We start from the raw sequence: 17,722 nt of genomic DNA on the forward strand, positions 1-17,722 counted from the left end.
AAATATAAGAAAAGAATTTATTAAATTAGAAACTATCCATAAAAAATAGTATCTTAATTTTATCATTACAAAACAACTAGATAGTATTTTTTGTCTGAGCATGTGGTTTTTTTGGTCATTATTATGCATGTGAATGATTCTTATTTAAAGTTTTTTTCGACTAAAGCGAAAGCTGATTGTTTGTATTTTGATATTTCACGTTTTATAATTCGATGTCGTTTATAGGTTAGGCATGTGCTGTGCTTGCCTAACAATGCCAGCTTTCCTTTGAATTAATTCAAACAAACTCCGGATGGAGTTTCTACCTACAGGATGCCCGCTGTGAAAAGCAACAGACCTGTCAATTTGTCCATGGGTCAGGTGTTAGCGGTAAATTTACGCTCACCCGTGGCTATTGCATCAATTCTACACCGTCTATCAGGTGTAATCGTTTTCTTATTAGTCGCTGTTCTTTTATGGATTTTGGATAAATCTTTATCTTCACCAGAAGGATTTGACTACGTTAAAAATGTCGTTTTCGGAAATATCCTTGTACGTTTTGTCGTATGGGTATTTGTAGCTGGATTAATTTTCCACCTAATCGCAGGGATCAAGCATTTACTTGCTGACCTCGGTTTCGCTGAAGAATTACAAAGCGGTCGTATTGCGGCTACAGTTTCATTGATCTTATCTGTGATCGGTATCGTCGCAGCCTTTGTATGGATTATGTTCTAATGAAAAGTGCTACAGGTTTAACAGGTTCAGGTTCACGCGATTGGTATATCCAGCGTATCAGTGCTGTAGTGTTGGCTGCATACACTATTGTTTTATTAGGCTGGATCCTTTGCCATAGCGGATTTGGTTATGAACAATGGGCTGGCTTTATGCTGACTTTGCCAATGAAGATCTTTTCTTTATTAGCAGTATTATCGCTGGTTGCACACGCTTGGATTGGTATGTGGCAAGTCTTTACTGATTATGTAACGACTCGTCAAATGGGTCCTTCAGCTTCAGGTTTACGCCTTGTACTTACTTCTGCTGTCATTATTTCAGTGATCGTGTACGCAATCTGGGGTATCCAGATTTTCTGGGCAAATTGATAGGAAGAGATCATGGGCGCTATTAACCCTAAAGAAGATTATTCAAATATTCAAAACCTCACTTTCGATGCCGTTATCGTCGGTGGTGGTGGTTCTGGTATGCGCGCTGCTTACCAACTTGCTCAAGCGGGTTTAAAAGTTGCGGTATTGACCAAAGTATTCCCGACACGTTCGCATACGGTTGCTGCCCAGGGTGGTATTGGTGCGTCGTTAGGTAACATGCAAGAAGATAACTGGCACTATCACTTCTATGACACGGTTAAAGGTTCTGACTGGTTAGGCGATCAGGACGCAATCGAGTTCATGACCCGTGAAGCGCCAAAAGTTGTTTACGAGCTTGAACACCTAGGTATGCCGTTTGACCGTAACCAAGATGGTACGATCTATCAGCGTCCATTCGGTGGTCACTCTGCTAACTACGGTGAAAAAGCGGTTCCACGTGCGTGTGCTGCTGCCGACCGTACAGGTCATGCGTTATTGCATACCTTGTACCAAAGCAACGTGAAAATGGGCACCCAGTTCTACGTTGAGTGGATTGCATTAGACTTGATCCGTAACGAAGCGGGTGACGTGCTTGGTGTAACTGCCATTGACCAGGAAACCGGTAACATCGCGGTATTCCAGGCTAAAGCAACCTTATTTGCTACCGGTGGTGCGGGTCGTGTTTATCGCGCATCTACAAACGCATATATCAATACTGGTGACGGTCTTGGTATGGCTGCTCGTGCAGGTATTCCATTACAGGATATGGAATTCTGGCAATTCCACCCAACGGGTGTTGCAGGCGCAGGCGTATTGTTAACCGAAGGTTGCCGTGGTGAAGGTGCGATTCTTCGTAACAAAGACGGCGAACCGTTCATGGAGCGCTATGCACCGACTTTAAAAGACTTGGCGCCACGTGACTTCGTATCACGTTCTATGGACCAGGAAATTAAAGAAGGTCGTGGTTGTGGTCCTAAAGCCGACTATATCTTGCTAGATATGACGCATTTAGGTGCTGAAACAATCATGAAACGTCTGCCATCTGTTTATGAGATTGGTAAGAAGTTCGCAAACGTTGACTGTACCAAAGAACCAATTCCGGTAGTACCAACAATCCATTATCAAATGGGTGGTATTCCAACCAACATTCATGGTCAAGTGGTTGTGCCGCATGGTGTGGAAGAGGGTGAATTCTCTGCGCACTACGATAAGGATACTAAAGAGTATTCTTATAAAGGTACGCGTGACTATGTGAAGCCGGTAAAAGGTTTCTACGCGATTGGTGAATGTTCTTGCGTATCGGTACATGGTGCAAACCGTTTAGGTACCAACTCATTGCTTGACCTTGTGGTATTTGGTAAAGCAGCGGGCGAACACATCATTGATTACGTGACCAAACATCATGGCGATGACTATGCACCGCTTCCAACAGATGTATTGGTTAATACCTTAGAGCGTGTACGTAAACTGGATGAATCAACGACTGGTGAAAATGCACAAGAAGTTGCTGATGCAATCCGTGACATCGTACAAGATCACGCAGGTGTATTCCGTACCCAAGCGTTGCTTGACAAAGGCGTGAAAGAAATCCTGGCGATTGAGCCACGCGTACGTAACATTCATTTAAAAGACAAGTCTCGCGTATTTAACACTGCACGTGTTGAAGCGTTAGAAGTTGAAAACTTGTATGAAGTTGCGAAGGCGACCTTGATTTCTGCTGCTGCACGTAAAGAATGTCGTGGTGCGCATACCGTGGTTGACTATGAGTTAGCACCGGATCACCCAACTTACTCTTACGGTCGCCGTGATGATGAGTGGATGAAGCATACTTTATGGTATTCATCAGACAACCGTCTTGAATATAAGCCAGTGCGTTTCAGCCCGTTAACGGTTGAAGCAATTGAACCTAAACCACGTACATTCTAATCGGGAGAACCAAGATGAGTAGAGGCACTCGTACATTCGAAATCTACCGCTATGATCCTGATAAGGATAAAGCGCCGTACATGCAAACCTTCAAACTTGAGTTAACCGACAAGCACCGTATGTTGCTTGACGCGTTACTTGCGTTGAAAGTGCAGGATGAATCATTAACATTCCGCCGCTCTTGCCGTGAAGGTATTTGTGGTTCGGATGGTGTGAACATCAATGGTAAAAACGGTTTGGCGTGCTTGTGGAACTTGAACGACTTGCCAGAGAAGATTGTAATCCGTCCTTTACCAGGTTTACCTGTGGTAAAAGACTTGGTTGTAGACATGAACCAGTTCTATGACCAATATGACAAGATTCAGCCGTTCTTGATCAACAACCAGCCAGCTCCGGCGAAAGAGCGTTTACAGTCTCAAGAAGAGCGTGAACACTTAGATGGCCTATATGAATGTATCCTTTGTGCATGTTGTTCAACTTCATGCCCATCATTCTGGTGGAACCCTGATAAGTTCCTTGGACCATCTGCATTGTTAAATGCGTATCGCTTTATCATTGACTCTCGTGATACAGCAACACAAGAGCGTTTGGCTCGTTTAGACGATCCGTTCTCTTTGTTCCGTTGTAAAGGGATCATGAACTGTGTATCTGTATGTCCTAAAGGTTTGAACCCGACAAAGGCAATTGGTCACATTCGTAACATGTTATTAGATCAAGCGGGTTAATTCGTTTTTTCTAAGCCAGAAAGGGGCCCCGCAAGGGGCTTCTTTTTTATTTTGTGAAAGTTTAACGACTGGTTGAAAAGTAACTGCCTGAATAAAACCTGACTTGAATTTGAGAAATTTAGCCTCAAATATTTATGGATTTTGTTGCTAATTAAAATCATCAAAATCGATATGGTGACTAGGTTGATTTATTTTTAATCAAACTGGATGCGCTTTGTGCAATATTTGTAGAGAATGTTTATTTTTGATCGATTGGAGTGCAACTTTTATCAAAAGGGCGGTATATTAGAATATAATTTGATATGTGTATTTCGCTGCTTTATAGGTGGTATGTGTCAAAAAAATCAATCCAAGCTTGAGAACATGTTAGGATTTCTGCCACAACTGGAATCAAAAAATAAGCAGATTCTTGGGCTTATCGATTAAGAAAGCCTTCAAGATTTGTACAGGTTTTAGTGAAAAAGTCAATTTAGAAAAGTTAAAAATTTAGTTAATTTTTCTAAAATGATTTGCAAAAAATTGCTCGATTTCATCGAGTATGAAGAATGAGTTATGTGCCTTGAATTGAAGGTGCATGGCTCATTTGTTACATCACAGGGATTACTCCTGATGTGTAGTAATAATGTCTCAGGGTTGGATTACCTTGGGTAGTAGTGTCGTGTTACCAATTTGGCACTATGAATCATGGGTGTGCTTAAAAGGCAGCCTGTATTATTTTTTGCAATAGGAAATGGGTCCAAAAATGCAAGAAGTTGCTGACGCATTGCGTCTTGACACTGAACTTTCCGCTGATAGTGCAGCGTATATTGAAGAGCTATACGAACAGTACCTAACTTCTCCAACCTCAGTGTCAGAGGATTGGCGTGAATATTTCGATAAATACCCTAAAGGTGATCAACCACACGGCAGTGTGCGCGAGCAATTCCTCCTTCTGGGCCGTAATGCAAGCCGAGTTCAACCTGTTGTTCAAAGCACTGTAAGTACAGAACATGAGCGTCGTCAAATTGGTGTATTACAACTCATCGCTGCTTACCGTAACCGTGGTCATCAAAAAGCTAAACTCGATCCATTAGGTCTTGCGAAACGCGAAGACGTTCCTGACCTCGATTTATCTGCTCACGGTTTAACCAAATCTGATCTTGATACTGTATTTAATACAGGCAACCTCGCCATTGGAAAAGCAGAAGCAACCTTGTCTGAAATGGTTGAAGCCATGGAAGCAACGTACTGCGGTTCAATTGGTGCAGAATATATGCATATCGTTGACACTAAAGAAAAGCGTTGGATTCAACAGCGTCTGGAAAGTGTTCGCGGCAAATTCAACTATACCAATGATCAGAAAAAAGGTTTCCTAGAGCGTTTAACTGCTGCTGAAGGCCTGGAAAAGTATCTCGGTAATAAATTCGTTGGTGCAAAACGTTTTGGTGTAGAAGGCGGTGAGTCTTTTATTCCAATGATGAACGAAATCATTCAACGTGCTGGTAGCGTCGGTTGTAAAGAAGTTGTGATTGGTATGCCACACCGTGGTCGTCTCAACCTGCTTGTCAACATCATGGGTAAAAACCCGGCTGATCTTTTCGGTGAATTCGAAGGCAAGAGCCTGCATAAAAAAGGTTCAGGTGATGTGAAGTATCACCAAGGCTTCTCTTCAAACGTCATGACACCAGGCGGCGAAGTTCACTTGGCATTGGCGTTTAACCCATCGCACTTGGAAATCGTTGGTCCAGTGGTTGAAGGTTCGGTTCGTGCGCGTCAAGTACGTCGTAAAGACATTGGCGGTGATGACGTTCTTCCTGTTATCGTTCATGGTGATGCTGCGTTTGCAGGTCAAGGTGTGAACCAGGAAACCTTCCAGATGTCACAAACCCGTGGTTACACAGTGGGCGGTACAGTCCATATCGTGATCAATAACCAAGTGGGCTTCACGACTTCTGATCCGCGTGATACACGTTCTACCGAATACTGTACTGACGTTGCGAAAATGATTCAGTCACCGATTTTCCATGTAAACGGTGATGATCCTGAAGCGGTTATTTTTGCCACTCAAATTGCACATGACTTCCGTCATGAATTCCGTAAAGATGTCATTCTGGACTTGTTCTGCTACCGTCGTCGCGGTCACAACGAGGCGGATGAGCCATCTGCAACACAACCATTGATGTATCAAGTCATCAGCAAGAAAGCAACGACACGTACGTTGTATGCTGATCAGCTGGTTCAGGAAAAAATTCTTGACCGTGCAAGTGCTGATGCCATGGTTGAAGGCTACCGTTCTGATCTGGAAGCGGGTAACCACGTTGCCAATGCACTGGTTCGTGAGCCGAACAAAAAAATGTTTGTAGATTGGACGCCATACTTGGGCCATGAATATACAGACATCTGGGATACAACATTCAGCATCGACCGTTTGAAAGAGCTTGGTCAGAAGATGAATACATTGCCGGAAGGTTTTGTATTACAGCGTCAAGTTCAAAAAGTCATCGATGACCGTGCAAAAATGCAAACAGGTGAAATGCCACTGAACTGGGGTGCTGCTGAAACCTTAGCTTATGCAACTTTGCTTGATGATGGCTTCCTAGTACGTATCACCGGTGAAGACGTTGGTCGTGGTACATTCTCGCACCGTCATGCGAAATTGCACAACCAGGTAGATGGTTCAGTTTATATTCCGCTTTGCCATATCAAAGAGAATCAGCCACGTACTGCGGTTTATGACTCTTTATTGTCTGAAGAAGCTGTACTGGCATTTGAATACGGTTACTCAACCACTTTGCCGAAAAGCTTGATCGTTTGGGAAGCGCAGTTCGGTGACTTCGCAAACTGTGCGCAAGTTGTAATTGACCAGTTTATCGCTTCGGGTGAAACCAAGTGGGAGCGTGTTTGTGGTCTGACCATGTTGTTGCCACACGGTTATGAAGGTCAAGGGCCAGAGCATTCATCTGCACGTTTAGAGCGTTTCTTGCAGCTTTGTGCTGAAGACAACATGCAAGTGATGACGCCAACGACTCCTGCGCAAATTTTCCATGCGTTACGTCGTCAGGCAGTTCGTCCGATTCGTAAGCCAATGATTGTAATGTCACCAAAATCATTACTACGTCATAAACTTGCGACTTCAACACTTGATGAATTGGCAAACGGTTCATTCCAAACCGTGATCGATGAAATTGATCAAATCAATAAAGCAGACGTAACTCGCTTAGTGCTTTGTGGTGGTAAGGTTTATTACGACTTGCTTGAAAAACGTCGTGAACTTGGTCTTAACCATGTTGCGATCGTTCGTATCGAACAATTGTATCCATACCCAGAACAACGCTTGGCTGAAGTTATGGCTGAGTATCCAAACATTCAAGAACTTGTTTGGGCACAAGAAGAGCCGAAGAACCAAGGCGCTTGGTTATTCATCGTTCCTCGCTTGTATGAAGACGTTCTTAAATCTGGTAAACAAATCCGTATTAGCTATGCTGGTCGTGAAGCATCTGCCGCACCTGCTTGTGGCTCGCCATACTTGCATGCAAAACAACAAGCTCAGCTCATCAATGACGCACTTGCTATTGAAGTTGAACAATCAGGAGATTCTAAATAATGGCAACCGAAATTAAAGCACCGGTATTTCCAGAGTCAGTTGCTGACGGTACGATCGCAACTTGGCACAAGAAAGTAGGTGAACCTGTATCACGTGATGAAGTGATCTGTGACATTGAAACCGATAAAGTTGTTTTAGAAGTGGTTGCTCCAGCTGATGGTAGCCTTGTTGCAATCATCAAAGATGAAGGCGATACCGTTCTTTCTGACGAAGTGATTGCTCAATTCGAAGCTGGTGCTGTTTCTGCGGCTGCTCCTGAAGCTGCTGCACCAGCAGAAGCGGCGCCTGCTGCATCTGCACCTGCGGCTGCTGCATCAACTCAACCGGTTGATCAAAACCAGGCACCTGCAGTACGTAAAGCATTGTCTGAAACTGGTATCAATGCTGCTGACGTTCAAGGTACAGGCCGTGGTGGTCGCATCACTAAAGAAGATGTTGCGAACCATAAGCCAGCTGCATCAGTTCAACCATTAAGCGTTGCTGTAGGCGAGCGTATCGAGAAACGTGTTCCAATGACACGTTTACGTAAGCGTGTTGCTGAGCGTTTATTGGCGGCTACACAACAAACTGCAATGTTAACTACGTTCAACGAAGTGAACATGAAGCCAATCATGGAAATGCGTAAGCAATATAAAGATGCTTTCGAAAAACGTCATGGTGCTCGTTTAGGCTTTATGTCTTTCTTCGTTAAAGCAGCAACTGAAGCATTAAAACGCTACCCAGCTGTAAACGCATCTATTGATGGCGACGATATCGTTTATCACGGTTTCTATGACATCGGTGTAGCTGTTTCTTCTGACCGTGGTCTGGTTGTTCCTGTACTTCGTGATACTGACCGTATGAACTATGCAGAAGTTGAAAACGGTATCCGTGACTATGCATTTAAAGCACGTGACGGTAAGTTAGGCATCGAAGACATGACTGGTGGTACGTTCACAATCACCAATGGTGGTACTTTCGGTTCATTGCTTTCAACACCTATTTTAAACCAGCCACAAACTGCAATCTTGGGTATGCATAAAATCCAAGAGCGTCCTATGGCGGTGAATGGTCAAGTTGAAATCTTGCCAATGATGTATTTAGCGCTTTCTTATGACCACCGTTTAATCGATGGTAAAGAAGCGGTAGGTTTCTTGGTAACAATCAAAGAATTGTTAGAAGAGCCAGCTAAACTCATTCTTGACCTATAATTTTTTATTTAAAAATCCCCCGAAGTCCCTCTTGAATTACAAGAGGGACTTTCACAAGTCTGATTAGTTTCTGGGTTTGTGAAATTTCTTCTCTGATAAAAGAAGATAGGGGCGATTCATTGGAGATAAAGATGTCTCAACAGTTTGATCTTGTTGTTATTGGCGGTGGACCTGGTGGTTATGAAGCGGCAATTCGTGCAGCTCAACTTGGTTTCAAAGTTGCTTGTATCGAAAAACGTATTCACAACGGTAAACCATCTTTAGGTGGTACCTGTTTAAACGTGGGTTGTATCCCTTCTAAAGCATTGCTTGACTCTTCTCACCGTTACGAAGCCACTGTTCACGAACTTGCTGAACACGGTATTACCACGGGTGAAGTTAAATTTGATTTAGACACTTTGTTGGCACGTAAAGACAAAGTTGTAGATCAATTGACTGGTGGTGTTGCTCAATTACTGAAAGGTAATGGTATCGAGTGGTTACAAGGTACGGGTAAATTACTTGCAGGTAAAAAAGTAGAATTTACACCGTTTGAAGGTGATGTACAGGTTTTAGAACCAAAGTACGTGATCCTTGCAACGGGTTCTGTACCTGTCAATATTCCAGTCGCTCCTGTTGATGAAGACTTGATTGTTGACTCTACTGGCGCATTAAAATTCCCAGAAGTTCCTAAGCGTCTTGGTGTGATCGGTGCCGGTGTGATCGGTCTAGAGCTTGGTTCAGTATGGCGTCGTCTGGGTTCAGAAGTTGTTGTGTTTGAAGCATTAGATGCTTTCTTACCAATGGCAGACAAAGCATTGGCGAAGGAATATCAAAAAATCTTGAAAAAACAAGGTTTAGATATCCGTATCGGTGCAAAAGTTTCTGGTGCTGAAACCAATGGTCGCGAAGTAACGGTTAAATATAACCAGGCTGGCGAAGACAAAGAACAAGTTTTTGACAAGTTAATCGTTTGTGTAGGCCGTAAAGCATATGCAGAAGGTTTATTGGCAGAAGATTCTGGCATTAAACTCACTGAACGTGGTTTGGTTGATGTCAATGATCAATGCCAAACATCTGTTGAAGGCGTTTATGCGATTGGTGACTTGGTACGCGGTCCAATGCTTGCACATAAAGCAATGGAAGAAGGCGTAATGGCAGTTGAACGTATCCACGGTCATGCTGCTCAAGTGAACTACGACACCATCATCAGCGTGATCTACACGCATCCAGAAGCAGCTTGGGTCGGTTTAACTGAAGAACAAGCCGCTGAAAAAGGTCATGAAGTTAAAGCTGGTCAATTCCCGTTTGCGGTGAATGGTCGTGCATTGGCTGCTGGTGATACTGCTGGTTTTGTGAAATTCGTTGCTGATGCGAAAACAGATCGTCTTTTAGGTATGCACGTTGTGGGTCCTAATGCATCTGACATCGTACACCAAGGTATGATCGCGCTTGAATTCGTTTCTTCTGTTGAAGACTTGCAATTGATGACTTTCGGTCACCCGACTTTCTCTGAAGTTGTACATGAAGCAGCGCTTTCTGTTGACGGTCGTGCAATCCACGCGATTCAACGCAAGCGTAAATAAAACATAAAGTGTGGTTCGCCACACTTTTTTGAATGATGATGATTGTCTGGTTCAGGCAATCATTTATTCAATATGTAGCAGCCTGATTTTAAGAAGACCAGGCTGTATCACACAAACAACATAGTAGGTAACTAAATGAACTTACATGAGTATCAAGCTAAAGCATTATTGAAAGAATATGGCATGCCAGTACAAGAAGGTATCTTGGCAACAAATGCAGACGAAGCAGTTGCTGCATTTGAACAGCTTGGTGGTAAATTCGCGGTAATGAAAGCGCAAGTTCATGCTGGTGGTCGTGGTAAGGCTGGCGGCGTTAAAGTTGCAAAATCTAAAGAAGATGTTATCGAATTTGCTAACAACATCATTGGTACTCGTCTTGTAACGTATCAAACTGATGCAAATGGTCAACCAGTAAACAGCATTATCGTTGCTGAAGACGTTTACCCAGTTGAGCGTGAGCTTTACTTGGGCGCGGTTGTAGACCGTTCTAGCCGTCGTATTACTTTCATGGCTTCTACCGAAGGTGGTGTAGAAATCGAGAAAGTTGCGGAAGAAACGCCTGAAAAAATTATCAAAGTTGAAGTTGATCCTTTAGTTGGCTTACAACCATTCCAAGCACGTGAAGTTGCGTTTGCTTTAGGTTTGAAAGACAAGCAAGTGAGCCAATTTGTTAAAATTATGGGCGCTGCTTACCAAGCATTTGTAGAAAATGACTTTGCATTATTTGAAATTAACCCACTTTCAGTTCGTGAAAATGGCGATATTTTATGTGTAGATGCGAAAGTTGGTATCGACTCTAACGCGCTTTACCGTTTACCAAAAGTTGCTGCTTTACGTGACAAGTCTCAAGAGAATGAGCGTGAGTTAAAAGCTTCTGAATTTGATCTTAACTATGTTGCTTTAGAAGGTAACATCGGTTGTATGGTGAACGGTGCCGGTCTTGCAATGGCAACTATGGACATCATTAAACTTTATGGTGGCCAGCCTGCAAACTTCCTTGACGTTGGTGGCGGTGCAACCAAAGAGCGCGTAATCGAAGCGTTCAAAATCATCCTTGCTGATACGTCTGTACAAGGTGTTTTAATCAACATCTTCGGTGGTATCGTACGTTGTGACATGATTGCTGAAGCAATTATTGCAGCGGTTCAAGAAGTAAACGTAACTGTTCCAGTTGTTGTTCGTTTAGAAGGTAACAACGCTGAGTTAGGTGCTAAATTACTTGATGAATCTGGTTTGAAATTAATTTCTGCGAACGGTTTATCTGATGCCGCAGAAAAAGTTGTAGCTGCAGTTAAAGCGTAAGGAGTATCAATCATGAGCGTATTAATTAATAAAGACACTAAAGTATTGGTACAAGGTTTTACTGGTAAAAACGGTACTTTCCACTCTGCACAAGCTTTAGACTACGGTACAAAAGTTGTTGGTGGTGTTACTCCAGGTAAAGGTGGTACAACTCACCTTGATCTACCAGTATTCAACACAATGAAAGAAGCAGTACGTGAAACAAATGCTGATGCATCTGTAATCTATGTACCAGCTCCATTCGTTTTAGACTCAATCGTTGAAGCGGTTGATTCAGGTGTTGGCCTGATCGTTGTGATCACTGAAGGTGTTCCAACAATCGACATGCTTAAAGCAAAACGCTACTTAGAAACTAACGGTAACGGTACGCGTTTAGTTGGTCCTAACTGCCCAGGCGTGATCACTCCAGGCGAATGTAAGATCGGTATTATGCCTGGTCACATTCACCAACCAGGTCGTATTGGTATCATTTCACGTTCAGGTACATTGACTTATGAAGCTGTTGCTCAAACAACTAAGCTTGGTTTAGGTCAGTCTACTTGTATCGGTATTGGTGGTGACCCAATCCCAGGTATGAACCAAATCGAAGCGCTTCAATTGTTCCAAGACGATCCAGATACTGATGCAATCATCATGATCGGTGAGATCGGTGGTACAGCGGAAGAAGAAGCTGCTGAATTCATCAAATCTAACGTGACTAAGCCTGTAGTCGGTTACATCGCTGGTGTAACTGCGCCTAAAGGTAAGCGTATGGGTCACGCTGGTGCGATCATTTCTGGTGGTCAAGGTACTGCTGAAGAGAAATTCGCTGCATTTGAACGCGCGGGAATGGCTTACACGCGTAGCCCAGCTGAGCTTGGTTCTACTATGTTGCAAGTTTTAAAAGAGAAAGGTTTAGCGTAATACGTTAGATTTTAATCTTTAAAAAACCCCAATGGCGACATTGGGGTTTTTTATTGCCTGAAAAATTTAGGTGGGAGCTATAAATATAAGTGGGTTTGGCCATAAAAATTGATCCTCAATAAAACTTAAAATTCAGCATTGCAGTCGGAATATACACCTAAAACATTAAATGACTGTCTATTTTTTATGCATTTTAAAAAATTGTATGAGCTGCTTAAATTTCAATAACTTGTACCAAAGTGACAAAAATATTCACCTTCTGACCAAAAAGGAAAAGCTTAAAAAACATGGATTTTAATCTCCGGTATTTTTAAGTTGATGTTTTAAATCATGAAAAAATCAAAACTGGAATTGTTGTGTATTAATCGGTAAAAGTGTGACATGGTTTGCGAATTTTTATTGAAAATGTTGTTTTTGTGTATATTATTGTTTCTGAATTGCATAGCTTTTTTACAAAGATTTTAAACAATTTGGGGTGAAGCTAAGTAATGAAAAATCAATCAAATTTTTATGGATACTCTCAAATGAAAAAATTAAGTTTAGGGCTTGCTCTCCTGGCTGTATGTGCAACATCGACAACTTTTGCTGCAACTGGCGTGATCACTTTTACGGGTCAGCTGGTTGCTGGAACCTGTAGTGCCAACGTTGCGGGAAGTGGTAATGCATCTGCCTCTGTAACTTTACCAACGGTTAATACCGCTGCTTTAGGTGCGGCAAATGCAACTGCGGGTACCACTGCATTTAAAATCAATTTAACCGGTACAGGTTGTACTTCAAGCAGTTTAAATGCGACGCCTTACTTCGAATCAGAAGTGGCTAAAGTGAATGCAGCAGGTCGTTTAATTAACACCGGCGCAGCGACAGGTGTTGATGTGCAACTGTTGACCAACAACCAGACCGTGATTGACGTAAATGCACCAGCACCAACCCAGTCAAGCAGTGTAGGGGTGTCTGCTGGTACAAACAGCAATGACTTCAACTATTTCGCACGTTATTTCGCGACAGCTGCAACCACTGCCGGTGCAGTAACGTCATCAGTAAGCTACAGCATTATTTATAAATAATTGTTGTTTCATTTTGGTTGGTTCAGGGGAAATATCACAATATGCGTATCTCATCGATTGCCTTTGGCATTGCAATGCTCAGTTCGATCTCTACTGCAACATGTGCAGGAGTGACGATTACTGGTACGCGTATTATTTTTCCTTCCAACCAGAATACGGTCACGGTTCAATTGAGCAATCCTGATGATCGTCCTGCATTGATTCAGGCCTGGTTAGACAATGGTGACCCGCATCAGATCCCGGAGGCAGATAAGATACCGTTTATCTTAACGCCTCCATTAACGCAAATTGCCCCAAATAAAGGACAAATGCTGCGCTTAATTGCGAAAGATACTACGGCTTTGCCTCAGGATAGAGAAAGTTTATATTGGTTTAATATTTTGGATATTCCAGCCGCTGAACAGGTAGAAAGCGCAGAAAAGAATAAATTACAGGTGTCGATTCGTTCACGGATCAAACTGTTTTATCGTCCTGTTAATTTAAAAATCTCACAAGACAAAGCATTTGCAAATATCACCTTTAAATATAATGAAATTAATAAAAGCATCACGGTAAATAATCCATCACCTTATTATATAAATTTTTATAATGTGAGCCTGAATCCGGATAAAGAAAATATTGTTTATGCTGATCCATTAATGGTTGCGCCTTATTCTACTGAAAGTTTTAAACCTGGAATTCAATTTAAGCCTCAGCATATTAGCTATTTATTGATTAATGATTATGGTGGAAATCAGGCTTATCAAGCCGTCATCAATGGCGCAGAATAAATGAAGCATGCATTCAGATATAGCGTTATTTTTTTATGCATGCAAGCTACTTATGCAGCAGAAAATGAAAATATCAATCAGAAATTGCAAGCGAGAGATGGCTCAAATAACCGGATTTATACCTTTGATGCACGTGCATTATTCGGCGGACGCAATCAGGATATTGATCTAACTTCATTTCGGCAGACCAATGGTGTTGCTGCGGGTGTGTACTCACTCAATACCAGTATTAATCATCATCGCTCATTGGGTCAGTTGACGCTTAAATTCGAGCATTTGAATGCCGAGCTGACGGCGGTGCTATGTATTGATGAGCAATTGTTGAAACGACTGGATCTACGTCCGGAAGTCTTGGAAAAACTACCTAAAAAGCCATGCTTGACCATTAAAGAGCTGAATCCGGATGCCTACTATGATCTGGATATGTCGGCATTAAGTCTGGATATTTCTTTACCTTTAGCCATCATTAATCAGCGACCAGAAGGTTATATTGCACCTGAACGATTTGAGCAGGGGGTGACTGCTGCTTATCTTGGTTACGATTTTAATCGTTACACCAGTAAATTGAATCAGCGAGAACAAGTCAGCAGCAATTATCTGAATTTAACCGGTGGATTTAACTTCAGTCGTTTTAACTTTCGTCATGCGGGAAGTTTTGACTCAGATGGAACACAGCTCGGCGGGGATCAATCTTATCTGAATGTCTTGTCTACAGATATTCCTGCGCTGAAAGCACGGCTAGAGATGGGTGACTTTAATACCCAGACTTATGCAATTGATTCGGCGCAAATACGCGGCTTACAGCTTGCTTCCGATATTAGTATGCTGCCGATGTCGCAGCGCAGCTATGCACCTTTGATTCGTGGTTTGGCTAACACCAATGCCTTGGTTTCTGTATTTCAGAATGGCCGAAAAATTTACGAACGTACCGTACCTGCGGGTGAGTTTGAGTTTAATGATCTCACAGCGGTTAATAATAATGGTGATTTAACTGTTCAGGTCACTGAAAATGGTGGGGAAAAACACAGCTTCATTGTGCCGATGCAAGGAAATATGAACCTTGTTCGAATGGGACAGTTAAACTACAGCATTGCTTCTGGGCAATACAAAATCAACAATAAAACATCGGATGATTATATTGGTCAGCTCAGTGCCGAATATGGCCTAAGCAATTATTCCAGCCTATATCTGGGCAGCAATCTCAGTCATGATTTTCAAAGCTATTTATTCGGTTTTGGCCAAAATACGCGTCTGGGAGGGCTAAGATTTGATGCAGAAAAATCAAATGCGAGCTTAGCAAAAAATGATTATGCTGGATGGAAATATAAAGCTGCTTATCAATATAGCTATAGTCCGTTGAATACTTTTCTGAACATTTCAGCACAATATCAAGATCGTGAATACATGACATTAAGTAATACGATGTCTTTACGAAATTTTAATGATTTGAATCAAGCCGAAATTGATAGTCTTTTTCTTACCTATTTATTAAAACAGCAATTCAATATTTCGCTTTATCAAAACTTTAAAGAGGGTTTAGGCTCTGTTTATCTAAATGCCACCCAAAATAAATACTGGAATACCAATAAAGACTATGTGCAATATAGTATTAACTATAGTAATCGCTGGAATAAATTGAGCTATTCTATCGGTTATAGTCAAAATAATAATCAGTTAAATGATGCTGGAAAAGAAAATAAGGTTTATCTGAGCTTGTCTTTACCTTTAGAGTGGCGTAAAAAGCAGGCCAATCTGTATTCTAATATTCAATATGCAGATAACGTCGGCCATCCAACCACAGCGAATGTGGGTTTCACTGGAACATTAGGGGAAAACAATCAATTCAATTATGGCTTAACCACGACCCAGAACTGGAACAATGGAAAAAATAATTCTGCTGTTTCAGCCAATATGAATTACAGCTTAGCTCAAGTACAACTAGGCGTGGTAACAGGCTGGAGTGATGACCAGACTCAATATGGTTTCAGTGCCAAAGGTGCGGTTGTCGCTCATCCTTATGGAATTACCGCAACCAATAATTTATCGGACACGTTTACCATTGTTCATGCAAAGGGTGCGCATGGCGCTGATGTCGTGAATGCCTGGGGCAGTAAAGTTGACTATTGGGGCAATGCAATTTATGCCAATGTTTCTCCTTATGAAGCCAACACCATCCGTTTAGATACCAAGTATTTGCCTCTGGATGTGAATTTAACTGCGAATCAGGCGGAAGTCATTCCACGCCGTTATAGTTCAACCTTGATCAAATTTGATGTCGAGCAAAGCTCAAATATTTTATTAAATGTACAAGTTAAGGGTGAACATCAGCAGATTCCGATCGGGGTGCAGGCAGTGAATCAGGCGGGGAAAGTTGCAGGCATGTTTGGCCAGTCAAATCAGCTATTTATAGAAAAAGCGCAATTATTAAAACAAGATCTCTATGTGCAATGGGGGATGAATGAATCCTATGCTTGCCGTATTGCCGCACCAGAGAAAATGATTCCGCAGAATAAGTCAACGAAACGGATGCAGATGATTGATGTGGAGTGTAAATAACATGCAGACCAGATATGCAATTACGCTCTTATTTACTGTTTTAGGTATTGCTCAGGGGCAACATGCTTTTGCTACGGATAACGGCGTGTGTACTTCTAATCCAACTCAGCCTTTGGCGATGAATACCAGTAGTATTACAAATTCAACTTCAAACTGGACACTTGTTACCAACTTTGCCACATCGATTGCGGCTTATTCTTTGGTGAATTGTTCAAACAAAGTCGCAGACAATGTGCCTGACCGAAAAACTACATCTTTTACTACAGTAGGAAGTAACGTCAACTTTGATCAAACGATCAGTTATGCAGGTTCGACTTATTACAAAATCGTCAACAGCAGTAGTCCTTACTTTAATCAATATGCGTATGTCACCTTTCAAATACAGGATACCAAGTCTGGAAAGCCCGTTGTTGATTTAGCCAAGACCGTGAGCTTGTATAACAATGCGACAGGCGAGTCTGCGACCCAAGGCGTCAATATTGTTAATTTGAAGTTTTATTTTACTTCTGGATTGACCGAAAGTACGCCAGCAGTACAGCTTGATTTAGGCAAGGTGGTGGTGGACCTGACCGAAGGCACAAACCGTTATCAGGATAGTCAATCGGGCTTTGTGCAATTAACACTGAATCCAGAAAATACCAAGACCTGTAGCTTAAACAATCCGATTGTGACCTTGCCGACCATTGCCACCAGTGCCTTGCCCACTATCGGAACCGAAGCAGGGGGGAAAACCCCTTTTTCAATCACGGCGACATGCAGTTCCGGGCTTGCCAGTACTGCACTTTATTTTACGATGAGTGATAATGCCAATGTCGCGAATATCACTAACGTATTGAGCAATAGTAATGCTGCAACCAGTAATGTCGGCATTCGAGTGTATGATGTATCTAATAATTCAGCGATTACCTATGGCACAGAATATTCGTTTGGTCGGTTGGGCGCAGGATCAAATCCAGCTTTAACTAAAAATTTCTATGCAAAATATTATAAGAAAGATAATGTTGCTGCCGTTGCGGGAAGTGTCAATGCGCAGGCGACCGTCATGGTGAACTACAAGTAAAAGTGCAATAAAAAAGA

General features: G+C 42.1%; 13 protein-coding genes. All 13 read left to right on the forward strand.

Features of this window, described 5'->3' with window-relative positions; all coding sequences use genetic code 11:
* The first annotated feature begins 312 nt into the window (after positions 1-312).
* The 13 genes from sdhC (at position 313) to J699_RS02105 (ending at position 17,705) form a co-directional block, all read left to right on the forward strand.
* Positions 313-714 (forward strand): succinate dehydrogenase, cytochrome b556 subunit, encoded by a 402-nt coding sequence (sdhC, locus tag J699_RS02165; RefSeq protein WP_050441709.1) that lies wholly within the window; start codon positions 313-315, stop codon positions 712-714.
* The gene (gene sdhD, locus J699_RS02160) at positions 714-1,079 is read left to right on the forward strand and encodes a succinate dehydrogenase, hydrophobic membrane anchor protein (RefSeq protein WP_005227090.1); all 366 of its coding nucleotides are present in this window, start codon (positions 714-716) and stop codon (positions 1,077-1,079) included. Before sdhC ends, sdhD begins: the two co-directional genes overlap by 1 nt.
* Positions 1,080-1,091: 12 nt before the next feature.
* A complete protein-coding gene (sdhA, locus tag J699_RS02155; protein ID WP_005227091.1) occupies positions 1,092-2,987 on the forward strand; it encodes a succinate dehydrogenase flavoprotein subunit in 1,896 nt (631 codons plus the stop codon).
* A 14-nt stretch (positions 2,988-3,001) separates the two neighbouring features.
* Positions 3,002-3,712 carry a succinate dehydrogenase iron-sulfur subunit gene (locus J699_RS02150; RefSeq protein ID WP_005227092.1) on the forward strand — a complete coding sequence of 237 codons (711 nt, stop codon included), beginning with the start codon at positions 3,002-3,004 and terminating at the stop codon, positions 3,710-3,712.
* 742 nt (positions 3,713-4,454) lie between these two features.
* Complete coding sequence (locus tag J699_RS02145; RefSeq protein WP_005227094.1) at positions 4,455-7,295, forward strand: 2-oxoglutarate dehydrogenase E1 component; 2,841 nt, start codon at positions 4,455-4,457, stop codon at positions 7,293-7,295.
* Positions 7,295-8,485 (forward strand): 2-oxoglutarate dehydrogenase complex dihydrolipoyllysine-residue succinyltransferase, encoded by a 1,191-nt coding sequence (odhB, locus tag J699_RS02140; RefSeq protein ID WP_005227096.1) that lies wholly within the window; start codon positions 7,295-7,297, stop codon positions 8,483-8,485. The genes J699_RS02145 and odhB overlap by 1 nt, the downstream gene beginning before the upstream one ends.
* 131 nt (positions 8,486-8,616) lie before the next feature.
* Entirely contained in the window at positions 8,617-10,050 is a 1,434-nt protein-coding gene (gene lpdA / locus J699_RS02135; protein WP_004652192.1) for a dihydrolipoyl dehydrogenase, read from the forward strand.
* Between the two features lie 135 nt (positions 10,051-10,185).
* On the forward strand, positions 10,186-11,352 hold the full coding sequence (sucC, locus tag J699_RS02130) for an ADP-forming succinate--CoA ligase subunit beta (RefSeq protein WP_004640348.1): 1,167 nt from the start codon (positions 10,186-10,188) through the stop codon (positions 11,350-11,352).
* Positions 11,353-11,364: 12 nt separating this feature from the next.
* On the forward strand, positions 11,365-12,255 hold the full coding sequence (sucD, locus tag J699_RS02125) for a succinate--CoA ligase subunit alpha (protein WP_003655479.1): 891 nt from the start codon (positions 11,365-11,367) through the stop codon (positions 12,253-12,255).
* A gap of 524 nt (positions 12,256-12,779) precedes the next feature.
* Complete coding sequence (locus tag J699_RS02120; protein ID WP_005227101.1) at positions 12,780-13,319, forward strand: fimbrial protein; 540 nt, start codon at positions 12,780-12,782, stop codon at positions 13,317-13,319.
* Positions 13,320-13,360: 41 nt separating this feature from the next.
* A complete protein-coding gene (locus J699_RS02115) occupies positions 13,361-14,089 on the forward strand; it encodes a molecular chaperone (protein ID WP_032869811.1) in 729 nt (242 codons plus the stop codon).
* A gap of 39 nt (positions 14,090-14,128) precedes the next feature.
* Positions 14,129-16,645 carry a fimbria/pilus outer membrane usher protein gene (locus tag J699_RS02110; protein WP_228133447.1) on the forward strand — a complete coding sequence of 839 codons (2,517 nt, stop codon included), beginning with the start codon at positions 14,129-14,131 and terminating at the stop codon, positions 16,643-16,645.
* A gap of 1 nt (position 16,646) precedes the next feature.
* A complete protein-coding gene (locus tag J699_RS02105; RefSeq protein ID WP_032869805.1) occupies positions 16,647-17,705 on the forward strand; it encodes a fimbrial protein in 1,059 nt (352 codons plus the stop codon).
* Positions 17,706-17,722 lie beyond the last annotated feature (17 nt).

The sequence above is a fragment of the Acinetobacter sp. 1000160 genome (assembly GCF_000588715.1).
In the GTDB taxonomy this organism is placed as follows: domain Bacteria; phylum Pseudomonadota; class Gammaproteobacteria; order Pseudomonadales; family Moraxellaceae; genus Acinetobacter; species Acinetobacter courvalinii.

What these genes read in the sequence shown, in the direction of transcription:
- sdhC (WP_050441709.1), top strand. Translation starts at nt 313, where the DNA reads ATGCCCGCTGTGAAAAGCAACAGACCTGTCAATTTGTCCATGGGTCAG.
- sdhD (WP_005227090.1), top strand. Translation starts at nt 714, where the DNA reads ATGAAAAGTGCTACAGGTTTAACAGGTTCAGGTTCACGCGATTGGTAT.
- sdhA (WP_005227091.1), top strand. Translation starts at nt 1,092, where the DNA reads ATGGGCGCTATTAACCCTAAAGAAGATTATTCAAATATTCAAAACCTC.
- J699_RS02150 (WP_005227092.1), top strand. Translation starts at nt 3,002, where the DNA reads ATGAGTAGAGGCACTCGTACATTCGAAATCTACCGCTATGATCCTGAT.
- J699_RS02145 (WP_005227094.1), top strand. Translation starts at nt 4,455, where the DNA reads ATGCAAGAAGTTGCTGACGCATTGCGTCTTGACACTGAACTTTCCGCT.
- odhB (WP_005227096.1), top strand. Translation starts at nt 7,295, where the DNA reads ATGGCAACCGAAATTAAAGCACCGGTATTTCCAGAGTCAGTTGCTGAC.
- lpdA (WP_004652192.1), top strand. Translation starts at nt 8,617, where the DNA reads ATGTCTCAACAGTTTGATCTTGTTGTTATTGGCGGTGGACCTGGTGGT.
- sucC (WP_004640348.1), top strand. Translation starts at nt 10,186, where the DNA reads ATGAACTTACATGAGTATCAAGCTAAAGCATTATTGAAAGAATATGGC.
- sucD (WP_003655479.1), top strand. Translation starts at nt 11,365, where the DNA reads ATGAGCGTATTAATTAATAAAGACACTAAAGTATTGGTACAAGGTTTT.
- J699_RS02120 (WP_005227101.1), top strand. Translation starts at nt 12,780, where the DNA reads ATGAAAAAATTAAGTTTAGGGCTTGCTCTCCTGGCTGTATGTGCAACA.
- J699_RS02115 (WP_032869811.1), top strand. Translation starts at nt 13,361, where the DNA reads ATGCGTATCTCATCGATTGCCTTTGGCATTGCAATGCTCAGTTCGATC.
- J699_RS02110 (WP_228133447.1), top strand. Translation starts at nt 14,129, where the DNA reads ATGCAAGCTACTTATGCAGCAGAAAATGAAAATATCAATCAGAAATTG.
- J699_RS02105 (WP_032869805.1), top strand. Translation starts at nt 16,647, where the DNA reads ATGCAGACCAGATATGCAATTACGCTCTTATTTACTGTTTTAGGTATT.